The sequence below is a fragment of the Athalassotoga sp. genome, assembly GCF_049965695.1.
GTDB lineage: Bacteria > Thermotogota > Thermotogae > Mesoaciditogales > Mesoaciditogaceae > Athalassotoga.
In genome coordinates this window covers 29,568-49,153 of the sequence record NZ_JBMFWB010000007.1, presented here as the reverse complement: position 1 = coordinate 49,153, position 19,586 = coordinate 29,568, and the positions used below count along the sequence as shown (strand labels likewise).

Below are 19,586 nucleotides of genomic sequence, written 5' to 3'. Positions count from 1 at the left end.
TGATCTTATGCGTAACAAGATGCGTCTATGGGAAAACATCAGCGGTTATCTTTTCATTCTTCCAGCACTTGTTATAATGTCGGTATTCGTTTTTTGGCCGGTCGGATATTCTTTTTATCTGTCCTTCTTTAACTGGGATTACGCCCATCTCAAAAATCCAAGTTTCATAGGCCTTCAAAATTACATCCAACTTTTTGAGTTAAACACGCCTCCGCCCTATTCGTTTCTGAAAGCACTCGTTTACGATGGCTTTTACATATCAATTTCGATCTTAACGCTTTTTGCCATCTACCTTCTCGTGGATATCGTGATTTCAAGGCACGTTAAAATTTTAGACGCAATTTATATTTTCGGAATCACGATCTTCGGTTTAATCTTCTTTAAAGCCACGCTTTCAGCCATGAACACACTTCCTTACTTAACTTTTATTTTCATAGCAGCCGCAGTAGGTCTTGTCATTTTCAAAAAGCATGAATTCGTTTCAAGAATGGCAGGTCATTTCTTTACACTCTTTTTGATAAGCGGTGCCATTTATCTGACATTGAGATTTGCCTTTCCAAGCAATTACGGAATTTATCAATGGTTAGATGCCATCAAAGAAAGCAGTGATTTCATCAAATCCATATGGAATACGGCCTATTACGTCATTCTTTACGTGCCGGCAGATATAATTTTGGCACTTTTGGTTGCACTGTTTTTGAATAGGTTGAAGTTATTTAAAGCATTTTTAAGAACTTCTTATTTCATGCCTTTTGTAACATCCATAGTTGCCATAAGTCTTGTCTGGCAGTGGCTTTACAACGATCAATACGGACTTATAAATTACTTTCTTTCCTTTATAGGCATCTCTCCAGTTGCATGGCTTAAAAGCGATGTCTGGACAATTCCGACGATTGCCATAATGTCTATCTGGAAAACGATAGGGTACAACGCGATAATTTTTCTTGCCGGACTTCAATCGATAGACAAATCTTACTACGAAGCGGCCGATATAGACGGTGCCACCAATTCTCAAAAATTGACGTACATAACCTGGCCTTTGCTTTCACCGATGACATTCTTCGTGCTTATAGTCTCTGTCATAGGTGCATTTAAGGTCTTCACAGAAGTTTACGTGCTCTACCAGGCAGTTCCGGGTCCTTACAACAATTCCGGATTGACGATAGTTTATTACATTTTCCAGACCTTCTACACCAACCAGCAGATGGGACTTGCTTCGGCTGCCGCGTACATACTCTTTGCCATAATTTTGGTCTTCACACTCGTACAATTCAGAGCAGGCCAGAAAAGAGTTGAGTACCTATGAAAATCAAAGGAACAGTTTTTGAAATCATACTTTACATCATCGCCTTTGCCGGAGCGGCGATAATGCTTATGCCATTCATATGGATGATCGTCACATCTTTGAAATTACCGGAAGAAGTTCAGATCTTTCCACCGACGTGGGGAACCGTGAATGCGTTGTCGATAAGAGACATAAATGCTTCAATAGACCATTCAACTTATTCGGCCGTCAACTATTCGGCTTTGAGTCTTCAACAATTTTTGAATGTCGGGCAGGGCAGAACTTCAAGCGCTTCAAATGTTTTAACCGTCAATTTCGCCGGTACGCCTCCTTTAAGGGGCACGATATATCTTACGCTTGGAAATGGCAATCCCATCAAATACGCAACGGAAGTTAATATGTCCAAAGTTGAAGATCTCATAACGAACGTTGATTCGATGATTTATCCTGCCGATTACCAAAACCAGATAAGTGAACTCAAATCTCTTTCCGCTAATCCGGATGAATACATGAAAGCATTCTTGAATATTTTCAGATACGGATCCAGTCCCATATTATCAAGAATAGATTTCACAAAAAATTTTGCTCAGGCTGTAAATTCTGCCACAACAACGGCGAAAATGTTCATGCCGGCACTCTTGAGAAATCAAGCCTTAAATGTGAGTGATAATGATGCGTCTTCGGTTGTTGCACAGAAAGATTTTGTGAAATCATTTTTGTCTTCAAATGATTTTTTTACGGAATCCGATTCCATGCTTGCAAGTGTTTTGAATTACAAAAAAGGTGTTGGCACTCTTTCATCTGATATACCGGCCGTTGAAGGGATAATGCAAAATTTCCTGAACAATTTTGATTTAAAAACGATCCTCATCTCAAAATTTGGAAAGATCGATCCATCGCTAAATGTGCTTGTCAATTTTTATGAACAAAGGATCATGAATCCCATAATCGGTTACTACGATCTGCTTAAATCTTACGATCTTGTTGTTAACTTTTACAACGATTCAAAACAACTTACCGTTGAAGATCCTCAGATGATCTTCACTTTTTTCACACCTGCCGAACAAATGGTAAGGCTTGAAAGCGCGATAAAAAATTCAACTCTTCCTTCGACTTACATGAACACAGCGCTTGGCATCATAAAAGCAGGTCATACTTCTCACTTCATAGACGATTTCATAAACGAAACAGATGCGATGGTTAAAACAGATTTACTCTCGATCGGTTTAAATCAATCGGAAGCAGATAACGCTTTCAGGGGCATCTCGAGTGTTGTAACAAACATGAAAATTCTATATGGGGTGTTGAATTCATCCGAACAATCGGAATTAAACAGGATGATCTCGGAGTATGCCGGTAACTGGAATGAACTTTCACAAAAGATAGCAGATGCTTTCGGCGCCGAACATCCAAACAGCACCGGCGTGCTTACGGGAAGGTCGGGCCAACTTGCTTATATCGGAAGCGGTTTTTCATCATATAAAAATCAGACGGAAATAGAAAGATTGCTTTCCGTCAGTTGGTCAAACTACTTGGCCGTCACAAATGTCACGGATATTTACAACAACACGTATTACACCATGAAGATCATCAAAGCACCTTCAATAGTTTCAAGCATTCAATATTTCCCTTCAAATGGAAGTGTCAAGATATTTCTGAACGCCGTAAACAGCGTATGGTTTTTAACGTTGCCGGTCAAAGTGGAAGCACATTTCAACTTTTCTCAGATTTTCGCGAATCTTTTTGAGGCTTACGTTCAGGCATGGAACGCCTCTCCATTTGCAAGGTACTACATAAATACGGTCTTCGTCGCTGTGGTAACGACATTTTTGAACATCGTCTTTGGAGTTATGGCCGCTTTTGCCTTTTCAAAATTGCATTTCGCGGGAAGAAATTTCTTCTTCATGCTCTTCATAGCGACCATGATGATTCCCGGAGAGGTTTTGCTCGTTCCTAATTTCATAACTATCGTGCACTTCGGCTGGCTTAACACCTACTATGCCCTCATAATTCCATGGGCTGTCAGTGCCTTTACGATATTTTTGATAAGACAGAATTTCATGGGAGTGCCAGATGAACTGTTAGATGCGGCAAAAATAGACGGCGCATCGAGATGGAGATTTTTGTGGACTATAATGGTTCCGCTCTCAAGACCCGTTATAATAACCGGCGCACTTTTGAATTTCGTCGGAAGTTGGAATGCCTTTTTGTGGGTACTTATAGTCACGAATGAACCTTCGATGAGGACATTACCCGTTGGTCTCCAAAATTTCAGCAGCAACGCCGGAACGATTTACAATCAATTGATGGCCGCCTCGACATTCACAATGCTTCCGATCGTCATATTGTTCCTCTTTGCCCAAAGATATTTCATCGAAGGCATTGCGAGAACTGGGATAAAATAGTCACGGTGAAAATTTTTTTATGAATTCAAATATCTTTCTTACATTTTGATTGTGAAAGGCACCATGGAATGCTCTGACTACAAGCACAGAAGATTGTGCTTGTTCGAAGATGAGATCTGTCTTTAAGCCTAACAGGCTGTCTCCTATGTTCCAATCGGTCGAAATGCCTATAACTATCAGATCGTAATCTTTTGAAAGTTCGACTATCTTCTGCCATGCGGAAGGGCTGTATTCTATCAAGATCTCACCATTTATTTTCAACGAGTCAAGCACATTGAAAAGCACCTTTTTGTATTCTTCAATTTCTTTTTCATCGTCTTCGTAAGTTATTTTAAGAATCGTGATCTTTGCATCGGGATAAGCATTTGCGATCCTTTTGATCGTATTGGCGGCCATTTGAGAGTAAATACTTCCACTGTACGGAAAGAGAATGCGTTTGAATTGATTGCCTGTGAATTTCATTATACCGACATCAACGGGAGACTTTTCTAAGATCTTTCTTTCCCACTTGCTGAAGGTCTTCGCGCCTTCCTCTTTCCATCCCATGAAGATCATGTCGATTTTGTTTTCGATGGCAAACTTGTCAACTATCTTTTCTCTGTCTTTTGACAAGATGACATTTAGATCGATCTTTGTGTTTTTTTCATTTCCAAAATCAGAGACATGTTTTCTTATTCTTTCAAATTTTTCAACGGATTTCCTTAAAATTTCGTAATTATCTTTATCCTTTACGATATCCGGTACATCTACTATCCCTATTGGGATAACATTCCCATTCGAGATGTCGAAGGCAAAATTCAACAAAGACTGAATTCCCGCTTCATCTTCCACCACGCAGAGTACTTTGAAATTGTCGCTTACGTTTTTGACCTTCAAAAATGGCAAAGGCTCATTTGAGATACCCTTTGGAGCCGTTTTCAACTTTGGACTGAGAAGATAATAGACAATCCCAATTGCCGAAAGCGCAATTACAAAACCCAAAGCAAGTCTATCCGTGTAAAGCAAAATCAAGATCATCACGACGTTAAACACTATGGCGAAGATCGGAATGTAAGGATAAAATGGTACTTTAAATCCTTTTTCGGTATTCAAATTTCTTTTCCTTGAATATAAAAGAGAGAGATTTATGAAAGCATATCCTGTAAGTGTAAGAGAACTTGCTATTATTGAAATTTCTTCGATATTTTGCGTTATCGTCGCCACAAGGATGATAACCGATGCCACCACGATGCTGAAGATCGGAGATTGAGTTTTAGGATTTACAGATTGAAAAAAATATGGCATCCTTTTGTCTCTCGATAGCGCAAAAGAAGTTCTCGACGACGCAAGTAAAGCGGTATTCATACAAGATAGGGTGGCTAAAATACCCGCTCCGGCAAAGATGTACCCTCCCAGTGGCCCTCCAATTATTTTGGCCGTATTTATCATGAAATTGCCAGCATTTTGTGCCGTGATGGTGTTAACATTTAAGACGGCACTTCCTATAAAAAAAGCCAGAGTTTTAACTATAAGCACAACGGCCATGGAGATCATTATGGCAAGAGGAATAGTTCTCTTTGGGTTTTTAACCTCTTCTCCAAGCGTCGTCACGGCGTCAAATCCTATGTAAGTCATATAAAGAATGCTCATGGTTTGAAACATCGGGACAAATCCGTTAGAAAAAAACGGAGTTACATTTTTCACGTCGGCGAATTTAAATCCGTAGATTATGTACCCTATTAGAATACCCACAAAAATCGTTACTATCGTATTTTGAAGCAGAGCGGAATTTTTAATACCGCTTATCTGGTTCGATGCTACATAGACTATCAAAATCAAAGATCCTATGATTCCGGGCAAAAAGGGAATGAAGTAGTGAAGAAAATTTCCAAATCCTATCGCAAACAAAGATGCAGATAAAGCATATCCAATCCACAGAATCCAGCCGGTGAAAAAACCTGTAAAGTTATTTCCGAAGGTCGCTCTCACGTAAGAATATCCTCCGCCGGCTTCGGGGACAAAGGTAGAAAATTCCGCAAAAGAAAACGAGGTCAACAACGTTGCTATGCCTGCCAGCAGAATTGCAAGAGTCGCAGATGGACCGGCAATTTTGAACGTTGTGCCGGCAAGCACAAAGATGGCTCCGCCTATCATAGAACCGACACTTACCATCGTTGCGGAATAAAGGCCAAGTGTTCTGTTAAGTTTTTTCCGCACTTTCAACCTCCTTGCTTTTGGCTTTGAACTCAAAGAACATCGTTACAATGCCAAGCAAAATAGGAAGATAGTATGTTGATATTCTCCATATCAAAATTCCAGCCATAACGGCCGGAGGACTTCCATACATCGAAAACACAAGATAAAAGGCTCCCTCTATGCCGCCTGAAGATCCGGGAGTTGGAAAATAATAAACAACGAAAGAGAGCAATATGAAAATCGCACTTAAAGACCAAAAAGAAAGAAAAAATTGTGCTTCATTTTCGTAAGAGGCAGCCATTATAGATCTGTAAAGTATGTAATAAAGAATTCCTAAATCCAAAATTCCCGTTATGGCATCGAAAATTATCAAAAGCGGTTTTTTCATCCATATCATGTGCATTGCATCGTAAAATTGTTTGACATTGTCTTCAAACTTTGTTAAAACCTCAACATCGTCTTTTTTGAAAAGTTTAAAGATCCATTTCAAAATGCGACTTTTTTTCAAGAAATTCACAAGGCCGATTCCAACACGAGGAATAAGCAAAATTAAAAATATGGCAAAGGAAACAAGAACTCCAAGTAAAATTATTACCCATATGATCTGACTTAAGACGGGGATTCCTATTTGAATGTAGAAAAGATATCTTTTCAACAACAAAATAGATGAGATCGAAAGAAAGATCATCATCGTGCTCCAGCGGGTCAAAATGATGGCCGATGAGATTTCGGGCTTTACTTTCCATTTTGAAAGATGGTATATCTGAAAAGGTTGGCCTCCGGCAGAAGAAGGTGTTATGTAGGTGTAAAAATATCCTAAAATTGAATTTGAAAGTGCTACCCGCCACTTCACACGTTCACCGAGAAAATGTGTCATTACCATCGTTCTAACAGTATCTATGAATATTATGCCCATGAAAAGTGCAAAACCTATCATTATGTCAATCGGAGATAAAAATAAAATCCTTAATATCTGTGTGCTGTCTTTTGCAAAGATCAAAAACACCGCAAAAACAGAGGCAGTTGATAATAAAGCTATGAAGAGACTTCTGTAAAGCTTTTTCCTTTCTTTCTTAGATTCACCGCTAACTTCTGAGCCCCCCTTTAAAAGGTTATTTTAAAATCAATTCAATATATTTTATCATAACACGAAAGATCAATCTTGAATCACTGCGCCGGCTATCTTTTAAAGATCCAGATACTCTAATAAAGCCGAATGCTTATTTACCGAGCGAAGGGCAGGATGCCCTCTCGATGGCCTTCGCAGCGAAGCGAGGACATCGAGTGGGGCACCTGCCGGAGCCAAAATGGTATTTTACACATGATCAGGTATAACAAAAGTTTTCCACAACAATCATCAAAAAACAAAGATAATCAATTTAATTTTACGATTTTAAGATTAAATTTCAAATAATCTGAATATTTTACCAAAATTGACCGAAAAAGGCCGAATTTGGCATTTGCATTCACCTCCTTTTATATTGTTTCATTTAGTTGTATTTTGTTTTGTTTGGAGGCGTGAAAATGAACATAAAGAAAGAAGAAATAAGTAAAGTTGTCAAGAAAGCAGTCGAAGAAGTTCAGATAGTTGATCTTCATACACATATCTTCGATTTGAGATTCAAAGATTTATTGTTGTGGGGAGTCGACGATCTTCTGACTTACCATTATTTAATAGCCGAAGTTATGAGATTGTCCGACATGCCTTACGATGAATTATGGAAGATGAGTGTTAAGGATCAATCTAATTTGATATGGAAAAAACTGTTCATCGAAAATTCGCCAGTAAGCGAAGCCACAAGAGGCGTTATAACGGTTTTGAAATCCGTCGGACTCGATCCTTCTAAGCGGGATCTCGAAGGATACAGAAAGTTCTTTGCATCTAAAAAGGTTGACGAATACATCGATCTGGTTTTCAAAACGGCCCATATAAAATACGTTGTCATGACAAATGATCCATTCGTCGAAGATGAACGAAAAATCTGGATCAAAAATGAAAAAGGAGATGCCCGGTTCAAAAGCGCCCTGCGAATAGATCCGCTCCTTGTGAAATGGCCATCTTCTTATCTTAAACTCAAAGAATGGGGATACGATGTCGAAGAGAAATTGACGGAAAAGGCCTTTTCTGAGATCAAGAGATTTCTTTCTGATTGGATAGATCGCATGAATCCCGTTTATATGGCCGCATCACTTCCGCCAGAATTCAAAATTCCTTCAGATACCGAAACGGCCTTGATAATAGAGAATGCCATAATTCCGGTCTCTTACGAGCATAACGTGCCGTTTGCCATGATGATAGGTGCCAAAAAACTTTCAAATCCTCAATTAAAACTTGCCGGAGATTCGGTCGGAAAGGCAGATATAAACACGGTTGAATATCTTGCGAGAATGTACCCTCACAACAAATTTTTAATTACAATGCTATCCCGCGAAAATCAGCACGAACTCGTCGTTGCCGCGAGGAAGTTCAGAAACATTCATGTCTTCGGTTGCTGGTGGTTTTTGAACAATCCATCTGTAGTCGATGAGATCACCCGTGAAAGAATGGAAATGTTGGGATTGAGTTTTACCCCTCAGCACTCCGACGCACGCGTGCTTGATCAACTTATATACAAATGGGATCATTCAAAGAAAGTCATAGAGAAAGTTTTGACGGATAAATATTCGGATATTTTGGAAGATGGATGGGTAATCACCGAAGAAGAAGTGAAAAGAGACGTTGAAAAACTCTTCGGTGGAGAGTTCGAAGCGTTTTTGAAGAGGAGATTTTGATGTTAGAAGAAACACGAAAGGCAAAATTGATCGATCTTATAAAAGAAAAAGGCGAAATAACCGTGAACGAACTGTCAAGGGTACTCGGTGTAACGGGTACAACCATAAGAAAGGATCTTTCAGACCTTGAAAATCTTGGTATGGTAGTTCGTACACACGGAGGGGCATTGCTGCCGTCTCATACAAAAGTAGAGTGGAGTTTTATTCAAAAGTCACAGCAGCACGTTGAAGAAAAGTATGCCATAGCCAAAAAAGCGCTCGAGTTTGTAAAACCCGGAGACAGCATAATTTTGGACAGCGGCACGACAACGCTGGCGATGGCAAGAGAGATAAAAAGAATGAAATTGTTTCCGTTGACGATCGTCACGAACAACTTTTTCATAGCAACCGAACTCGTCGGGACGGGTATCGATCTCATAGTGCTCGGCGGAGTTGTAAGAGAAAACAGTTTCTCTTTGATAGGCGCATTTGCGGAAGAGAACATAAAAAAGATATACGCCGACAAATCCTTTGTCGGTGCGACGGGCTTTTCGAAAGACGGGTTCATGACGCCGAACATCAACGAGGCGAAGATAAAGTCTTTGATGATCTCACAATCGAGCGAATCTTTTGTCATCGTTGATTCTTCAAAGTTCGAAAGACCGTCATTTTCGATATACGCAACCTTCGATCAAATAGATCACGTCATAACCGATTGGAAAGTACCGGATGAAGACAAATCGATACTCGCGAATGCGGGATTGGATTTGATCGTTGCGCAAAAGGAGGAAAAAAATGATTCTCAAAGATAACCTTATGACAGTTGTCCAGCCGATGGCCTTCCCGGGACGACAGAACACGAATTCAATGCAAAGAGGAGAGCCGAGTGAAAAATATCTTACGGAATCGCTCAAAACGCTGGCCGATGATGATTACTTCGGCGGAATAGAGATAACGCGCATAAAAGATCCTGCTTTGAGAAAAAAAGCGATAGATTTTCTCAAAACGACAAAACTTCACATCTTCTTCGGAGCCCAATTTGTCCAATCTTTGAACGAAGAAGGATACGCTCCCACTGATATCTCCTCGATAAACGAACTTGACAGGGTAAATGGTGTGAATCGTCTCAAAGGCTTGATCGATCAGGCATACGAATTCAACGCTCAAGGTTTTACATTCAGATCCGGACGCGATCCCGGAATAGAATTGCGCGACACGGCAAAACTTTCTTTGGTAAGATCCATTCACGAACTTTGCGAGTATTCGGATCACGCGGCAAAAACATTGAAAAGAAAACCGATGAAATTGATTCTCGTAATGTTTGACAGAATCAACGATCCGCGAGGACGCTTTCATGATCAACTCATAGGGCCTACACTTGAGGCGATAGAGATAGCAAGGCGCGTAAGAGACGAGTACCATCACGATGAATTCGGACTTTTGTACGATCTTACCCACATGCTGCTCATAAGAAATACCAAATCGATAATAGAGCATATAAATCTTGAAATACAATCCGGAGATCAAACAAAAAAGTACGACAATCTGGTAAAATCGGAAGATGTCCAGGAACCTGAATTTGCAGAGGTTTTGCAATATCTCAAACCTTACCTTTTCCATGTTCACATAGGAAATTGCGTGCTCGATCCCAACGATCCGAATTACGGCGATGCCCACATATCCTTTGCGTATCCCAATGGTGCGATTAAATTGAGAGAAGTCGCCGACTTCGTCAAAGCGCTTCACGAAATGGATTACACGGGGCCAATCGGATTTGAGGTAATGCCAAGAGGGCGCGAAGGAAGCGTGCCCGTATTGCAGCATTCCAAATCATTCTACGACGATGCGAGAACGTGGCAGGATGTCATTTACAGCGCCGGCAAGTACAGATTCGTGACGCGCGATTACTTTCCCGAATGGGCATTTTACAAACTCACGGATATGAGGGTTAAAAATCCGGAAATAATAGAAGAAAATCTGAAAGCAAGAAAAAGAAGAAAATCCTTGACCGAAGACGGTTACCTTGTCATCCTCGCGGCAGATCATCCGGCAAGGCGGGTTACCGGTGTGGGAGACAATCCCACTTTAATAGGCGACAGGCTCGAATATCTCGGGAGGATTGTAAGAGTTCTGGCATACGGATACGTTGACGGTGTTATGGCCACGCCCGATTTGATAGATGAACTTGCCATGATAGATTACCTTTACAAAAGGTCGGGAAGAAAGAGTTTCTTGGATAACAAAATAATAATGGGCAGCATGAACAGATCGGGCCTTGCAGGCATTGAATACGAGATGGAAGACGTCATAACCGCGTACTGGCCGAAAGATCTCGTGAGATTTAACCTTGACGCCGGAAAATTGCTCTTCAGACTCGATACCGGAAAATATTCGAGATGGTCTTTGAAAACACTCGAAGAGTGCGCCGCGGCGGTAAGAGAGTGCAACGAACTCGGCCTTCCGATCTTCATGGAACCGTTGCCCGTAAAAAGAGAAAATGAAGATTCAGCTTACGAAACGATTTTAGACGCCAATGAACTCATAAAGATCGTCGGAGTCGTTTCGGCGATAGGCGGAAGCAGCGCAAAGATGTGGATAAAGATTCCTTACGTTCCGAATTTCGAAAGGGTCGCGAGATCGACGACGTTGCCGATTCTTATCCTCGGCGGAGAATCAAAAGAAGATCCGACCTACACAATGGAAAATCTCTCGAAAGCACTCGAAAGCGGTCCGAACGTGAGAGGCGCGCTTATCGGACGAAATGTGCTTTTCCCGGGCGATGACGATCCCGCGGCCGTATCCTACGGCGTCTTCAGGACCGTCCATGACGGGCTGAGTGCGGCGGAGGCTTTGGAAGATTTGATAAAGCGCAGAAGTGACAACTTCGACGAATTGAAAAAAGTATTCGAAGAGACTTTAGAATGAGGTGGTTGAAATGATATTCGACATGAAAGAGGAAAATCTGATCTTTGTAAGATTTGACACAAACGATGATTTTTTTGAGTCTTTGTATTCGGTCGTCGAAAAGTATTCCATGAATGCCGGCGTTATTCTTTCCGGAATGGGCATGCTTAAAGATTTTGAAATAGGATGGTTCAACATGGAAAAGGATCAATACGAAAAGATAAAAATAGACACGCCCCATGAACTTGTCGCGTTGACGGGAAATATCGCGAGAAAGGACGGAAAACCCTTTGCCCACATCCACGTTGCCCTCGCGGGCCCGGATAAGAAATTGGTCGGTGGCCATCTTTTTGGAGCGAAAGTAAACATAACGAATGAGATCTTCATCTACAAAATAGACTCAATGAAATTCGAAAGAGTTGCGTACGGATCATTTAACAGGCTGGAAGGAAGGTATTTGAAATAACCCGAAAGGGAATTTTTAAGGAGATGTTTGAATTGTTAAGGCCACAGATGAATCTTTGCAGATCGACAGTCGAACTTTCGAATATGTGGAAAATACGCGCTCACGGCAAGGAAAGGCCAATAGCGGTTTCTGCCAGTTGGAACGATCAATACGAAGATCTTTTCTTTGAAGAAGGACCGGTCGGGTACATCTACGATTTGGATGTACCGTATGAATGGAAGGATAAACGTGTTAGATTTTATTTTAGCGCTGTGAATACAAAAAGCAGGGTATACGTAAACGATGATCTGGCAATATTCAATAACGTTGGATATCTCCCTTTTGAGTGCCATCCAAAATTGAAATACGGATCTACGAACAAAATCCGCGTCGAGGTTGAGAATAAACTGTCAAAGGATGATCTGCCAGCCGGTCAAATGCCGGGCTTTGAGAGGGCCGGCAACTTTCCTCCGGCAAATTTCGACTTTTTCCCGTACGGCGGAATCATAAGGATGCCATACGTAGAAATTTCGTCAAGGGCCTCTGTTTTGAACATTAACTTCAGATGCGATAAATCCGTTCCATCCCAAAAGTTGGGTCTTGCAGAGATCACAATAGAAATGACCGATGAGTGCATCGGGAAGAATATAGAGGTGTCGATTGGTGATCTAACAAACACAAAAAAGATAACATCTGCAAAGGAAAATTTTCATTTCGAGATCAAGAATGCCCGTTTTTGGGAATTGGATGATCCTTATCTTTACGATTTGAAAGCAAAAATCACGTCCGGTAATAATCCTATCGACGAGTACAAATTGAAGGTCGGAATAAGAACTATTACGTTAGATGACAAACACATACTTTTAAACGGTAAATCCGTCAAATTGCTTGGCTTCGGAAAGCATGAAGAATTTCCCGTCGAAGGGCAGGGCACCTTCAAGCCTTTGATCGTCAAAGATTACGATCTTCTGAGGTGGATAGGCGCAAACTCTTTCAGAACCTCACATTATCCTTATTCCGAAGAATGGCTCGACATGGCGGACGAACTTGGCTTTCTTGTCATAGACGAAGCGCCACACGTCGGGCTTGAGAAGTACCATTACGAAAATGAAAAGACCGTTGATTTGTGCGTGGAGGATATCAAAAGGCTCATCGACAGGGACAAAAACCATCCGTCTGTGATCATGTGGAGCGTTGCGAATGAGCCTGATTCTGCACATCAGAAATCGGACGGATTTTTCAAAAAATTGTACGAGACGGCCAAAGAGTGCGATCCGACAAGGCCGACAACGATGGTAAGTTGTGTGCCATTTTGCGAAAAATCCGGAGGGCCGGATGTGGCGATGAAGCATTTCGACGTCATAAGCGTGAATCGCTATTATGGCTGGTACAACCATCAAGGAAAGATAGAGGAGGCCGAGAAGTTGCTCTCGGACGATCTGGACTCGCTTTACAAAACTTACAAAAGGCCCGTGATTTTGACGGAGTTCGGTGCCGATGCGATATCCGGATTTCACGCAAATCCGGCGCAGATGTTTTCGGAAGAGTACCAGTCTGAATACATCGAGAAATTGTTTAAAGTCGCAAATGAAAAGGATTTTGTAACTGGCATACATGTCTGGGCCTTTGCCGATTTCAAAACGGCCCAAAATGTTCACAGACCGCTTTTCAATTACAAAGGGGTCTTTACAAGGGACAGAAATCCCAAGATGGCTGCACATACTTTAAAAAGATTATGGAGGAGGTAATGGTATGAAGATCACATTCGTAGGAGCGGGAAGCGTAAGGTATACACTAAAATTAGTCGGCGATCTGGCAAAGACAAAGGAGTTAGCCGGAACGGTCATTTCTTTGATGGATATCGATGAGCGCAGGCTTGATGCCATATACAGTCTTTCTCAAAGATACACATCCGAGGTAGGCGGGAATTTGAAGTTTGAAAAGACGACGAATTTAGAGAAGGCCCTCGATGGTGCGAACTTTGTCATAAACACGGCCCTCGCACGTGGAGAAGGTCATCAGGACGGATATGTCCAGTACGAGACGATGAGGGATATCGGTCAAAAGCACGGATATTACCGCGGGATAGATTCGCAGGAATTCAACATGGTCTCCGATTATTACACGCTTTCGAATTACAATCAACTCAAACTCCATTTGGATATCGCAAAAGCAGTCGAGAGGATATGTCCGGACGCATACCTTATCCAAACTGCGAACCCGGTCTTTGAGATAACACAATTGGTATTGAGGCAGACAAAAGCAAAGATAATAGGATTCTGTCATGGATTCGGAGGCGTTCATGAGGTTTTCAAAACTTTGGGCCTTGATGAGAAGGAGATAGACTGGCAGATAGCCGGAGTCAACCACGGGATATTCTTGAATAGATTTATATACAAAGGAAAGGACGGATATCCCATTTTGGACGAATGGATAAAAGAAAAATTGCCAAAATGGGAATCGACGAGTCCGTGGGACATGCAGATGAGTCCCGCGGCGATGGACATGTACGAATTTTACGGATATTTACCGATAGGCGACACCGTAAGGAATGGAACGTGGAAGTATCATTATAATCTCGAGACCAAGAAAAGATGGTTTGGAAAATTCGGAGGGATAGACAACGAGATCGAGAGACCGAAGTTTTATGAAGAGTTAAGACAGATAAGAGAAAAGATAATAGACATTTCAAAAGATCCGTCCCTTAAGTTAACGCAATCGTGGCCCGAAGAATTTCCAAAGGATAAGTTAAGCGGCGAGCAACAAATACCATTCATAAACGCGATTTCAAATGGTAAAGAGGCAAGGCTGTATCTTAACATTTTGAACAAAGGTACGATAAAAGGAATTCCCGACGATGTTGTTGTTGAGGTACCGGTCAGGGTAGACAAAAAAGGGATTCATCCGGAAAAGATAGATCCTGATTTGACGGATAGAATAAAGAAGATGTATCTTACGCCGAGGATAATGAGAGCCGAGATGGCGCTCGAGGCGTTTATAACAGGAGACAGGCGGGTACTCGACGAGATTCTAATAAGGGATCCGAGGACGAAGTCTGAGAAACAGGCAAAGGATGTTTTGGATGAGATAATGAATTTGCCTTTCAATTCTGAGATGAAAAAACATTACAGATCGTGATATACAAAATTCTTGCTTATCTTGCAATAATAGCAATAGGATATCTGCTTAAATCGCTGAAATTTTTAGATGAGACAGAAGGGCGGGCCTTTTCGAAGATCGTCATATACATAACTCTGCCTGCCGTCATAATTCAGGCTGTCACAAGTGTAAAACTTACCCTTCCGCTTTTCTCGTTGACGGCCTTCGGAATTTTGACGACACTCACACTTATGATCGCGGGCTTTTTGATCTTTCGAAGATCGAATACCGCCCGCGGTACAAAAGGATCTTTGATCTTGACCTTTAACGGTTTAAATTTAGGTTTGTTTGCGTATCCTTTTGCCCAGTTATTGTGGGGAGGGAAAGGCCTTGCTTACATGTCGATATTCGACATGGGAAATGGCCTTATGATATACACGGTAGGATATGCGATAGCGATACTTTTTTCTGCAGACGCATTCAGCACAAAAGAGGTTATCAAAAAGGTCTCGACCTTTCCGCCTTTGCTTGCGATATTTGCCGCCATAATTTTGAACCTTTCTTTATCGAGTATGCCAGATATACTTTCTGAATTTCTTGGAATATTCAGCGGGGCAAATGCATTTTTGTCTCTTTTGACGATAGGCATCTTTTTGAACTTTGAAAGGTTAAAGGTTGAATTCAAAAATATGGCAAAGGCAATTTCTTTGAAATACCTCATCGGTGCCGCGTTAGGCGCGACATTTTACTTTGTGCTAAGGATATTTGAGCCATCAAATGCGCTGATGGCAAACGTCGTGCTCTTGAGTGCCCTTATGCCTGCGCCGCTTTTGACGCTTTTGTACTCGATAGACAAAAAACTCGATCCTGAACTTGCCGGCGGTACGGTAACGACGACCGTTATCGTAAGTTCGATATTTCTTTTGATCTTTGGAGGTATTGTATGAAGATATACGATGGTGTTATAGACTGGGGAATCAAAAGGGCGCGTGATTCAAAGATGATAGCCCTTGGCTTTCACTCGGTCATAGATGGCCTTGTGAAGGTCGATCCGCAAAAGATTGACAATTTAGATCTCACAATTCCACAGGAACTTTCAGCGCTTCCTGATTCGATAAAGTGTATCGATGATTTTTGGAAAGGTCTAATTTTTTCTTTCGTCAATGGAAGTGCTCTTCAGTTGATGATCGATTCGAAGGAAGTTTACGAATGGATAATGAAAACCTTCGGAACGGGTACTTTAAGGCTGGGCGGGACATCGGCTAACATGGCAAAAGGCCTTGTGCCCTTTCCCTTTGAAAAGATTTTAGTCTACGTGTATCCTTTAAAAAAGGAGATTGCGAATCTTTTTCCAAATTCTAAAAACCTTTTTGTCGTTGGAAAAAATGGTCTTGATCATCCCATCAACGCGTATGACGGAGAGGGAGTCGATGCCATACACTGGATTTTTGAATTTTCTCAGGGTCAATCTATGACGATTAACGGCAAAGTTTACACCTGTCCGAGATCCAACAGATTCATAGCCTCATGGAATCCCATCAATTCAAAGTTAGAGGTAAGAGATCCATTCAAATCTTACGTCATCGATCGTGCGGAAGAAATTTCTCATTTTCTTGTCTCGGGCTTTCACATCATGCAAGAGGTTTATCCAAACGGAGAGACCGTTGAGGACAGGATCGATAAACTTTTGGAATTCGTAAAGACCGTGAGAGAAAAAAATTCGGAGATGAAATTTCATCTCGAATTCGCCTCGATAAGGCGGGATAGGGTAAGAAATGCTGTGGAGGAGAAATTATTTTCAAGATTCGATAGTCTTGGCCTTAACGAGGTCGAACTTTCATGGGTTGCAAGGGATATGGGGTACGATGAGAAAGATATTTTGAATTTGGACGTTGAAAGGATATCGCAGATAATATCCGAAGTCATGAGAGGAAATCTTTCGAGGGTACATTTTCATGCGCTTGGTTTTTATCTACTTGCACTAAAGGGAGATTACGATCTTGAATCTCAAAAAAAGGCTCTTGCCTTTGCGGCTCTTGCGGCGGCCCAGAGGGCAATGGATGGGGAGATAAATTTGGAAAGATTCAAATACATGTTGAATATTTCCGAAAAGTACGATTACAAAGAATGGGAAAAGGAAGGGGTTCATTTCATTCTCTTTCCGACGAAGGTCGTTCCATCTCCAAAAATAACGGTTGGTCTTGGCGATACGATATCTTCTTTGGGCTTCGTCCTGGGATAATTCGCAAAAAATGATATCGAGGTGATTTGAATTGAATTTTGAGGAACTTGAAATTATAAAGGATGTAACGGGCCAGTTGATAGACTTCACGTTAAACTTGAGGCAGAGCGGTCATCCGGGAGGATCGAGATCGAAGATGCACGCGTTTTGGTCTATGGTCTTTTCGAATTATTCCAACTTTGATTTTATCCATCCCGAAAATCCCCTCTCGGACAGGTTTATTCTTTCTGCCGGCCATACAGTCCCTTTGATCTACGCCGCGTTAACTGTGATCGGAGAATCTTTCAAGAAAAGATTCGAAGAAACAAAAGATGAAAGGTTCTTTATAGATCCGTCCAGGATCGTGCTTTTGGACGATCTCTTGAAATTCAGACACAGAGATGGTCTTTCGGGTCATGCCGAGTTTTCGGGAAAGACTTTATTTTTGAAATTCAATACGGGCCCTGCCGGCCACGGCCTCCCCGCCTCAGTTGGAGAGGCTCTTGCTCTCAAACATGTGGGATTAGACGCGAAAGTATGGTTAATCGAAGGGGAAGGAGCACTGAGCGCCGGCGCATCTCACGAATCCAAAAATTCCGCCTACGGGTTGGGGCTCGGCAATTTGTACTGGCTTATAGACTGGAATGATTTCGGAATAGACGATCATCCTGTAAGCAAAGTCATCCACGGTACGCCGGATGATTGGTTTAAGCCTTACGGATGGAATGTAGCCGGATGCTGGGAGGGTCATAACTGGCAAAAGGTCTTCGATGCTTTCGACAAAGTTGATGCGCAAAAGCAAAAAGATCTTCCCAACGCGATCTGGTTCAAGACCAAAAAAGGTTACGGCTACGGCCTCTACGACAACAAATCCCATGGGAGCCCTCACAAGGCAAATTCGGAGATCTTCTGGCGGACGAGAGAGGAGTTCATGAAGAAATACAACGTTGATTTTGAAGGATACGGTAAACCCGCACCGGATGGAGATGAATTTGTAAAACAAACGAGGGCGAATTTGAAAAAGGCCATCGATGTGATCCTCAAAAATGATGGTCTTGTTGAGAAGATTACCGACGAACTCATCCAAAAAAGAGCCGTAATTTCAAAAAGATCCTTTGTTTTGGACTCGCGAATTTTCGATGATGAATCTCTTTTCGATTACAATTCATATCCTAAAGAGATCTTTTTTAACCCGGGATCTAAGGTTGCGAACAGACAGGCACTTAAGTCCTGGGGGGCATGGATAAATTCCGTAAGTGCGAAAAAATACGGAAGGCCATTATTTTTGGCGGCCTCTGCCGATCTGACCGAATCCACGAATCTCTCAGGATTTGGGGAAGGATTTGGAGATTTCAAAGGATATGGCTGGTACGATAGAGATTCGAATTTGGAAGGTGTGCTTTTGCCTCAAGAGATTACAGAATTTGCAAATGCCGGCATTTCCGCAGGCGTTGCGAGTGTGAATTTGTCGGATAAGCCTTACGAGAAATTCGATGGTTTTTGGATGGCAACCTCCACGTACGGAGCCTTCGCGTATTTGAAATACGGACCTTACAGGTTATTTTCTCAGATGGCACAAGATTGCCCGATAAAACTTGGTAAAATTTTGTGGGTTGTGGGCCATTCGGGTCCCGAGACGGCAGACGATTCGAGAACCCATTTTGGAATTTTTTCGACGGTTGTCACACAATTATTTCCAAAAGGTCATATAATCAACGTATATCCGTGGGAGGCAAATGAGGTGCCCGTTTTGTTAGGTGCAGCGCTTTCGAAAGATGTACCGATCGTCGCAATTCATCTGACAAGGCCTCCAATCGAGATACCGGACAGAGAAAAGATGAAACTCCCTTCTTACTTAGACGCCGCAAAAGGCGCTTACCTGATAAGAGATTTCAAATCAGGAAAGCGCGATGGTACTATCCTTGTAAGGGGCACCATGACAACATATAATCTTTTAAAAATTCTTGATATTTTAGATGAAAAATACAATTTGAAGATCGTATCAATCCCTTCAAAAGAACTCTTCGATATGCAGCCCAAAGAGTACAGAGAAAAGATATTATTGCCATGGGAAGATTGGGAGGAGTCGATGGTCATAACGAATGAATCTTTGAAGGCCGTCGATGACTGGATAGCGACGAAGAAATACGTTCAATATTGCATGTCGTCGGACTGGGACAATCGCTGGCGCACCGGTGGTACGTTAGATGAGGTCATAGATGAGGCGCATCTTTCTTCCGAATACATCCTCAAGGGCATAGAAAGGTTCGTAAAGAGGTGATATAATTAACCCAATGAGGC

13 protein-coding genes are annotated in these 19,586 nt (G+C 41.8%); 11 read left to right on the top strand and 2 right to left on the bottom strand.

Going from position 1 to position 19,586, the window contains the following annotated elements:
- Nucleotides 1-7 precede the first annotated feature (7 nt).
- On the top strand, nt 8-1,306 hold the full coding sequence (locus tag ACP5NR_RS03450) for a carbohydrate ABC transporter permease (RefSeq protein ID WP_428005975.1): 1,299 nt from the start codon (nt 8-10) through the stop codon (nt 1,304-1,306).
- Complete coding sequence (locus ACP5NR_RS03445; protein WP_428005974.1) at nt 1,303-3,690, top strand: ABC transporter permease subunit; 2,388 nt, start codon at nt 1,303-1,305, stop codon at nt 3,688-3,690. The genes ACP5NR_RS03450 and ACP5NR_RS03445 overlap by 4 nt, the downstream gene beginning before the upstream one ends.
- Here ACP5NR_RS03445 and ACP5NR_RS03440 read toward each other — a convergent pair whose 3' ends face one another.
- Complete coding sequence (locus ACP5NR_RS03440; RefSeq protein ID WP_428005973.1) at nt 3,691-5,886, bottom strand: amino acid permease; 2,196 nt, start codon at nt 5,884-5,886, stop codon at nt 3,691-3,693. It abuts the gene before it with no gap.
- On the bottom strand, nt 5,870-6,904 hold the full coding sequence (locus ACP5NR_RS03435; protein WP_428005611.1) for a lysylphosphatidylglycerol synthase transmembrane domain-containing protein: 1,035 nt from the start codon (nt 6,902-6,904) through the stop codon (nt 5,870-5,872). The genes ACP5NR_RS03440 and ACP5NR_RS03435 overlap by 17 nt, the downstream gene beginning before the upstream one ends.
- Nucleotides 6,905-7,389: 485 nt before the next feature.
- Here ACP5NR_RS03435 and ACP5NR_RS03430 point away from each other — a divergent pair, with 485 nt between their 5' ends.
- The 9 genes from ACP5NR_RS03430 to ACP5NR_RS03390 are packed head-to-tail and all read left to right on the top strand — an operon-like array spanning nt 7,390 to nt 19,566.
- Nucleotides 7,390-8,637: a glucuronate isomerase gene (locus ACP5NR_RS03430; protein ID WP_428005606.1), complete on the top strand. Its 1,248-nt coding sequence runs from the start codon at nt 7,390-7,392 to the stop codon at nt 8,635-8,637.
- On the top strand, nt 8,637-9,428 hold the full coding sequence (locus ACP5NR_RS03425) for a DeoR/GlpR family DNA-binding transcription regulator (RefSeq protein ID WP_428005607.1): 792 nt from the start codon (nt 8,637-8,639) through the stop codon (nt 9,426-9,428). The genes ACP5NR_RS03430 and ACP5NR_RS03425 overlap by 1 nt, the downstream gene beginning before the upstream one ends.
- A complete protein-coding gene (locus tag ACP5NR_RS03420) occupies nt 9,412-11,541 on the top strand; it encodes a Cgl0159 family (beta/alpha)8-fold protein (RefSeq protein ID WP_428005608.1) in 2,130 nt (709 codons plus the stop codon). The genes ACP5NR_RS03425 and ACP5NR_RS03420 overlap by 17 nt, the downstream gene beginning before the upstream one ends.
- 10 nt (nt 11,542-11,551) lie before the next feature.
- Nucleotides 11,552-11,986 carry a PPC domain-containing DNA-binding protein gene (locus ACP5NR_RS03415; protein WP_428005609.1) on the top strand — a complete coding sequence of 145 codons (435 nt, stop codon included), beginning with the start codon at nt 11,552-11,554 and terminating at the stop codon, nt 11,984-11,986.
- Between the two features lie 32 nt (nt 11,987-12,018).
- Nucleotides 12,019-13,713, top strand: a complete 1,695-nt coding sequence (locus tag ACP5NR_RS03410) for a glycoside hydrolase family 2 TIM barrel-domain containing protein (RefSeq protein ID WP_428005972.1) — start codon at nt 12,019-12,021, stop codon at nt 13,711-13,713.
- Between the two features lie 4 nt (nt 13,714-13,717).
- Nucleotides 13,718-15,103: an alpha-glucosidase AglA gene (gene aglA / locus ACP5NR_RS03405; protein WP_428005971.1), complete on the top strand. Its 1,386-nt coding sequence runs from the start codon at nt 13,718-13,720 to the stop codon at nt 15,101-15,103.
- On the top strand, nt 15,100-16,011 hold the full coding sequence (locus ACP5NR_RS03400; protein WP_428005970.1) for an AEC family transporter: 912 nt from the start codon (nt 15,100-15,102) through the stop codon (nt 16,009-16,011). The genes aglA and ACP5NR_RS03400 overlap by 4 nt, the downstream gene beginning before the upstream one ends.
- On the top strand, nt 16,008-17,306 hold the full coding sequence (locus tag ACP5NR_RS03395; RefSeq protein WP_428005969.1) for an ADP-dependent glucokinase/phosphofructokinase: 1,299 nt from the start codon (nt 16,008-16,010) through the stop codon (nt 17,304-17,306). Before ACP5NR_RS03400 ends, ACP5NR_RS03395 begins: the two co-directional genes overlap by 4 nt.
- A 31-nt stretch (nt 17,307-17,337) precedes the next feature.
- On the top strand, nt 17,338-19,566 hold the full coding sequence (locus ACP5NR_RS03390; RefSeq protein WP_428005047.1) for a transketolase-like TK C-terminal-containing protein: 2,229 nt from the start codon (nt 17,338-17,340) through the stop codon (nt 19,564-19,566).
- Nucleotides 19,567-19,586: the final 20 nt, after the last annotated feature.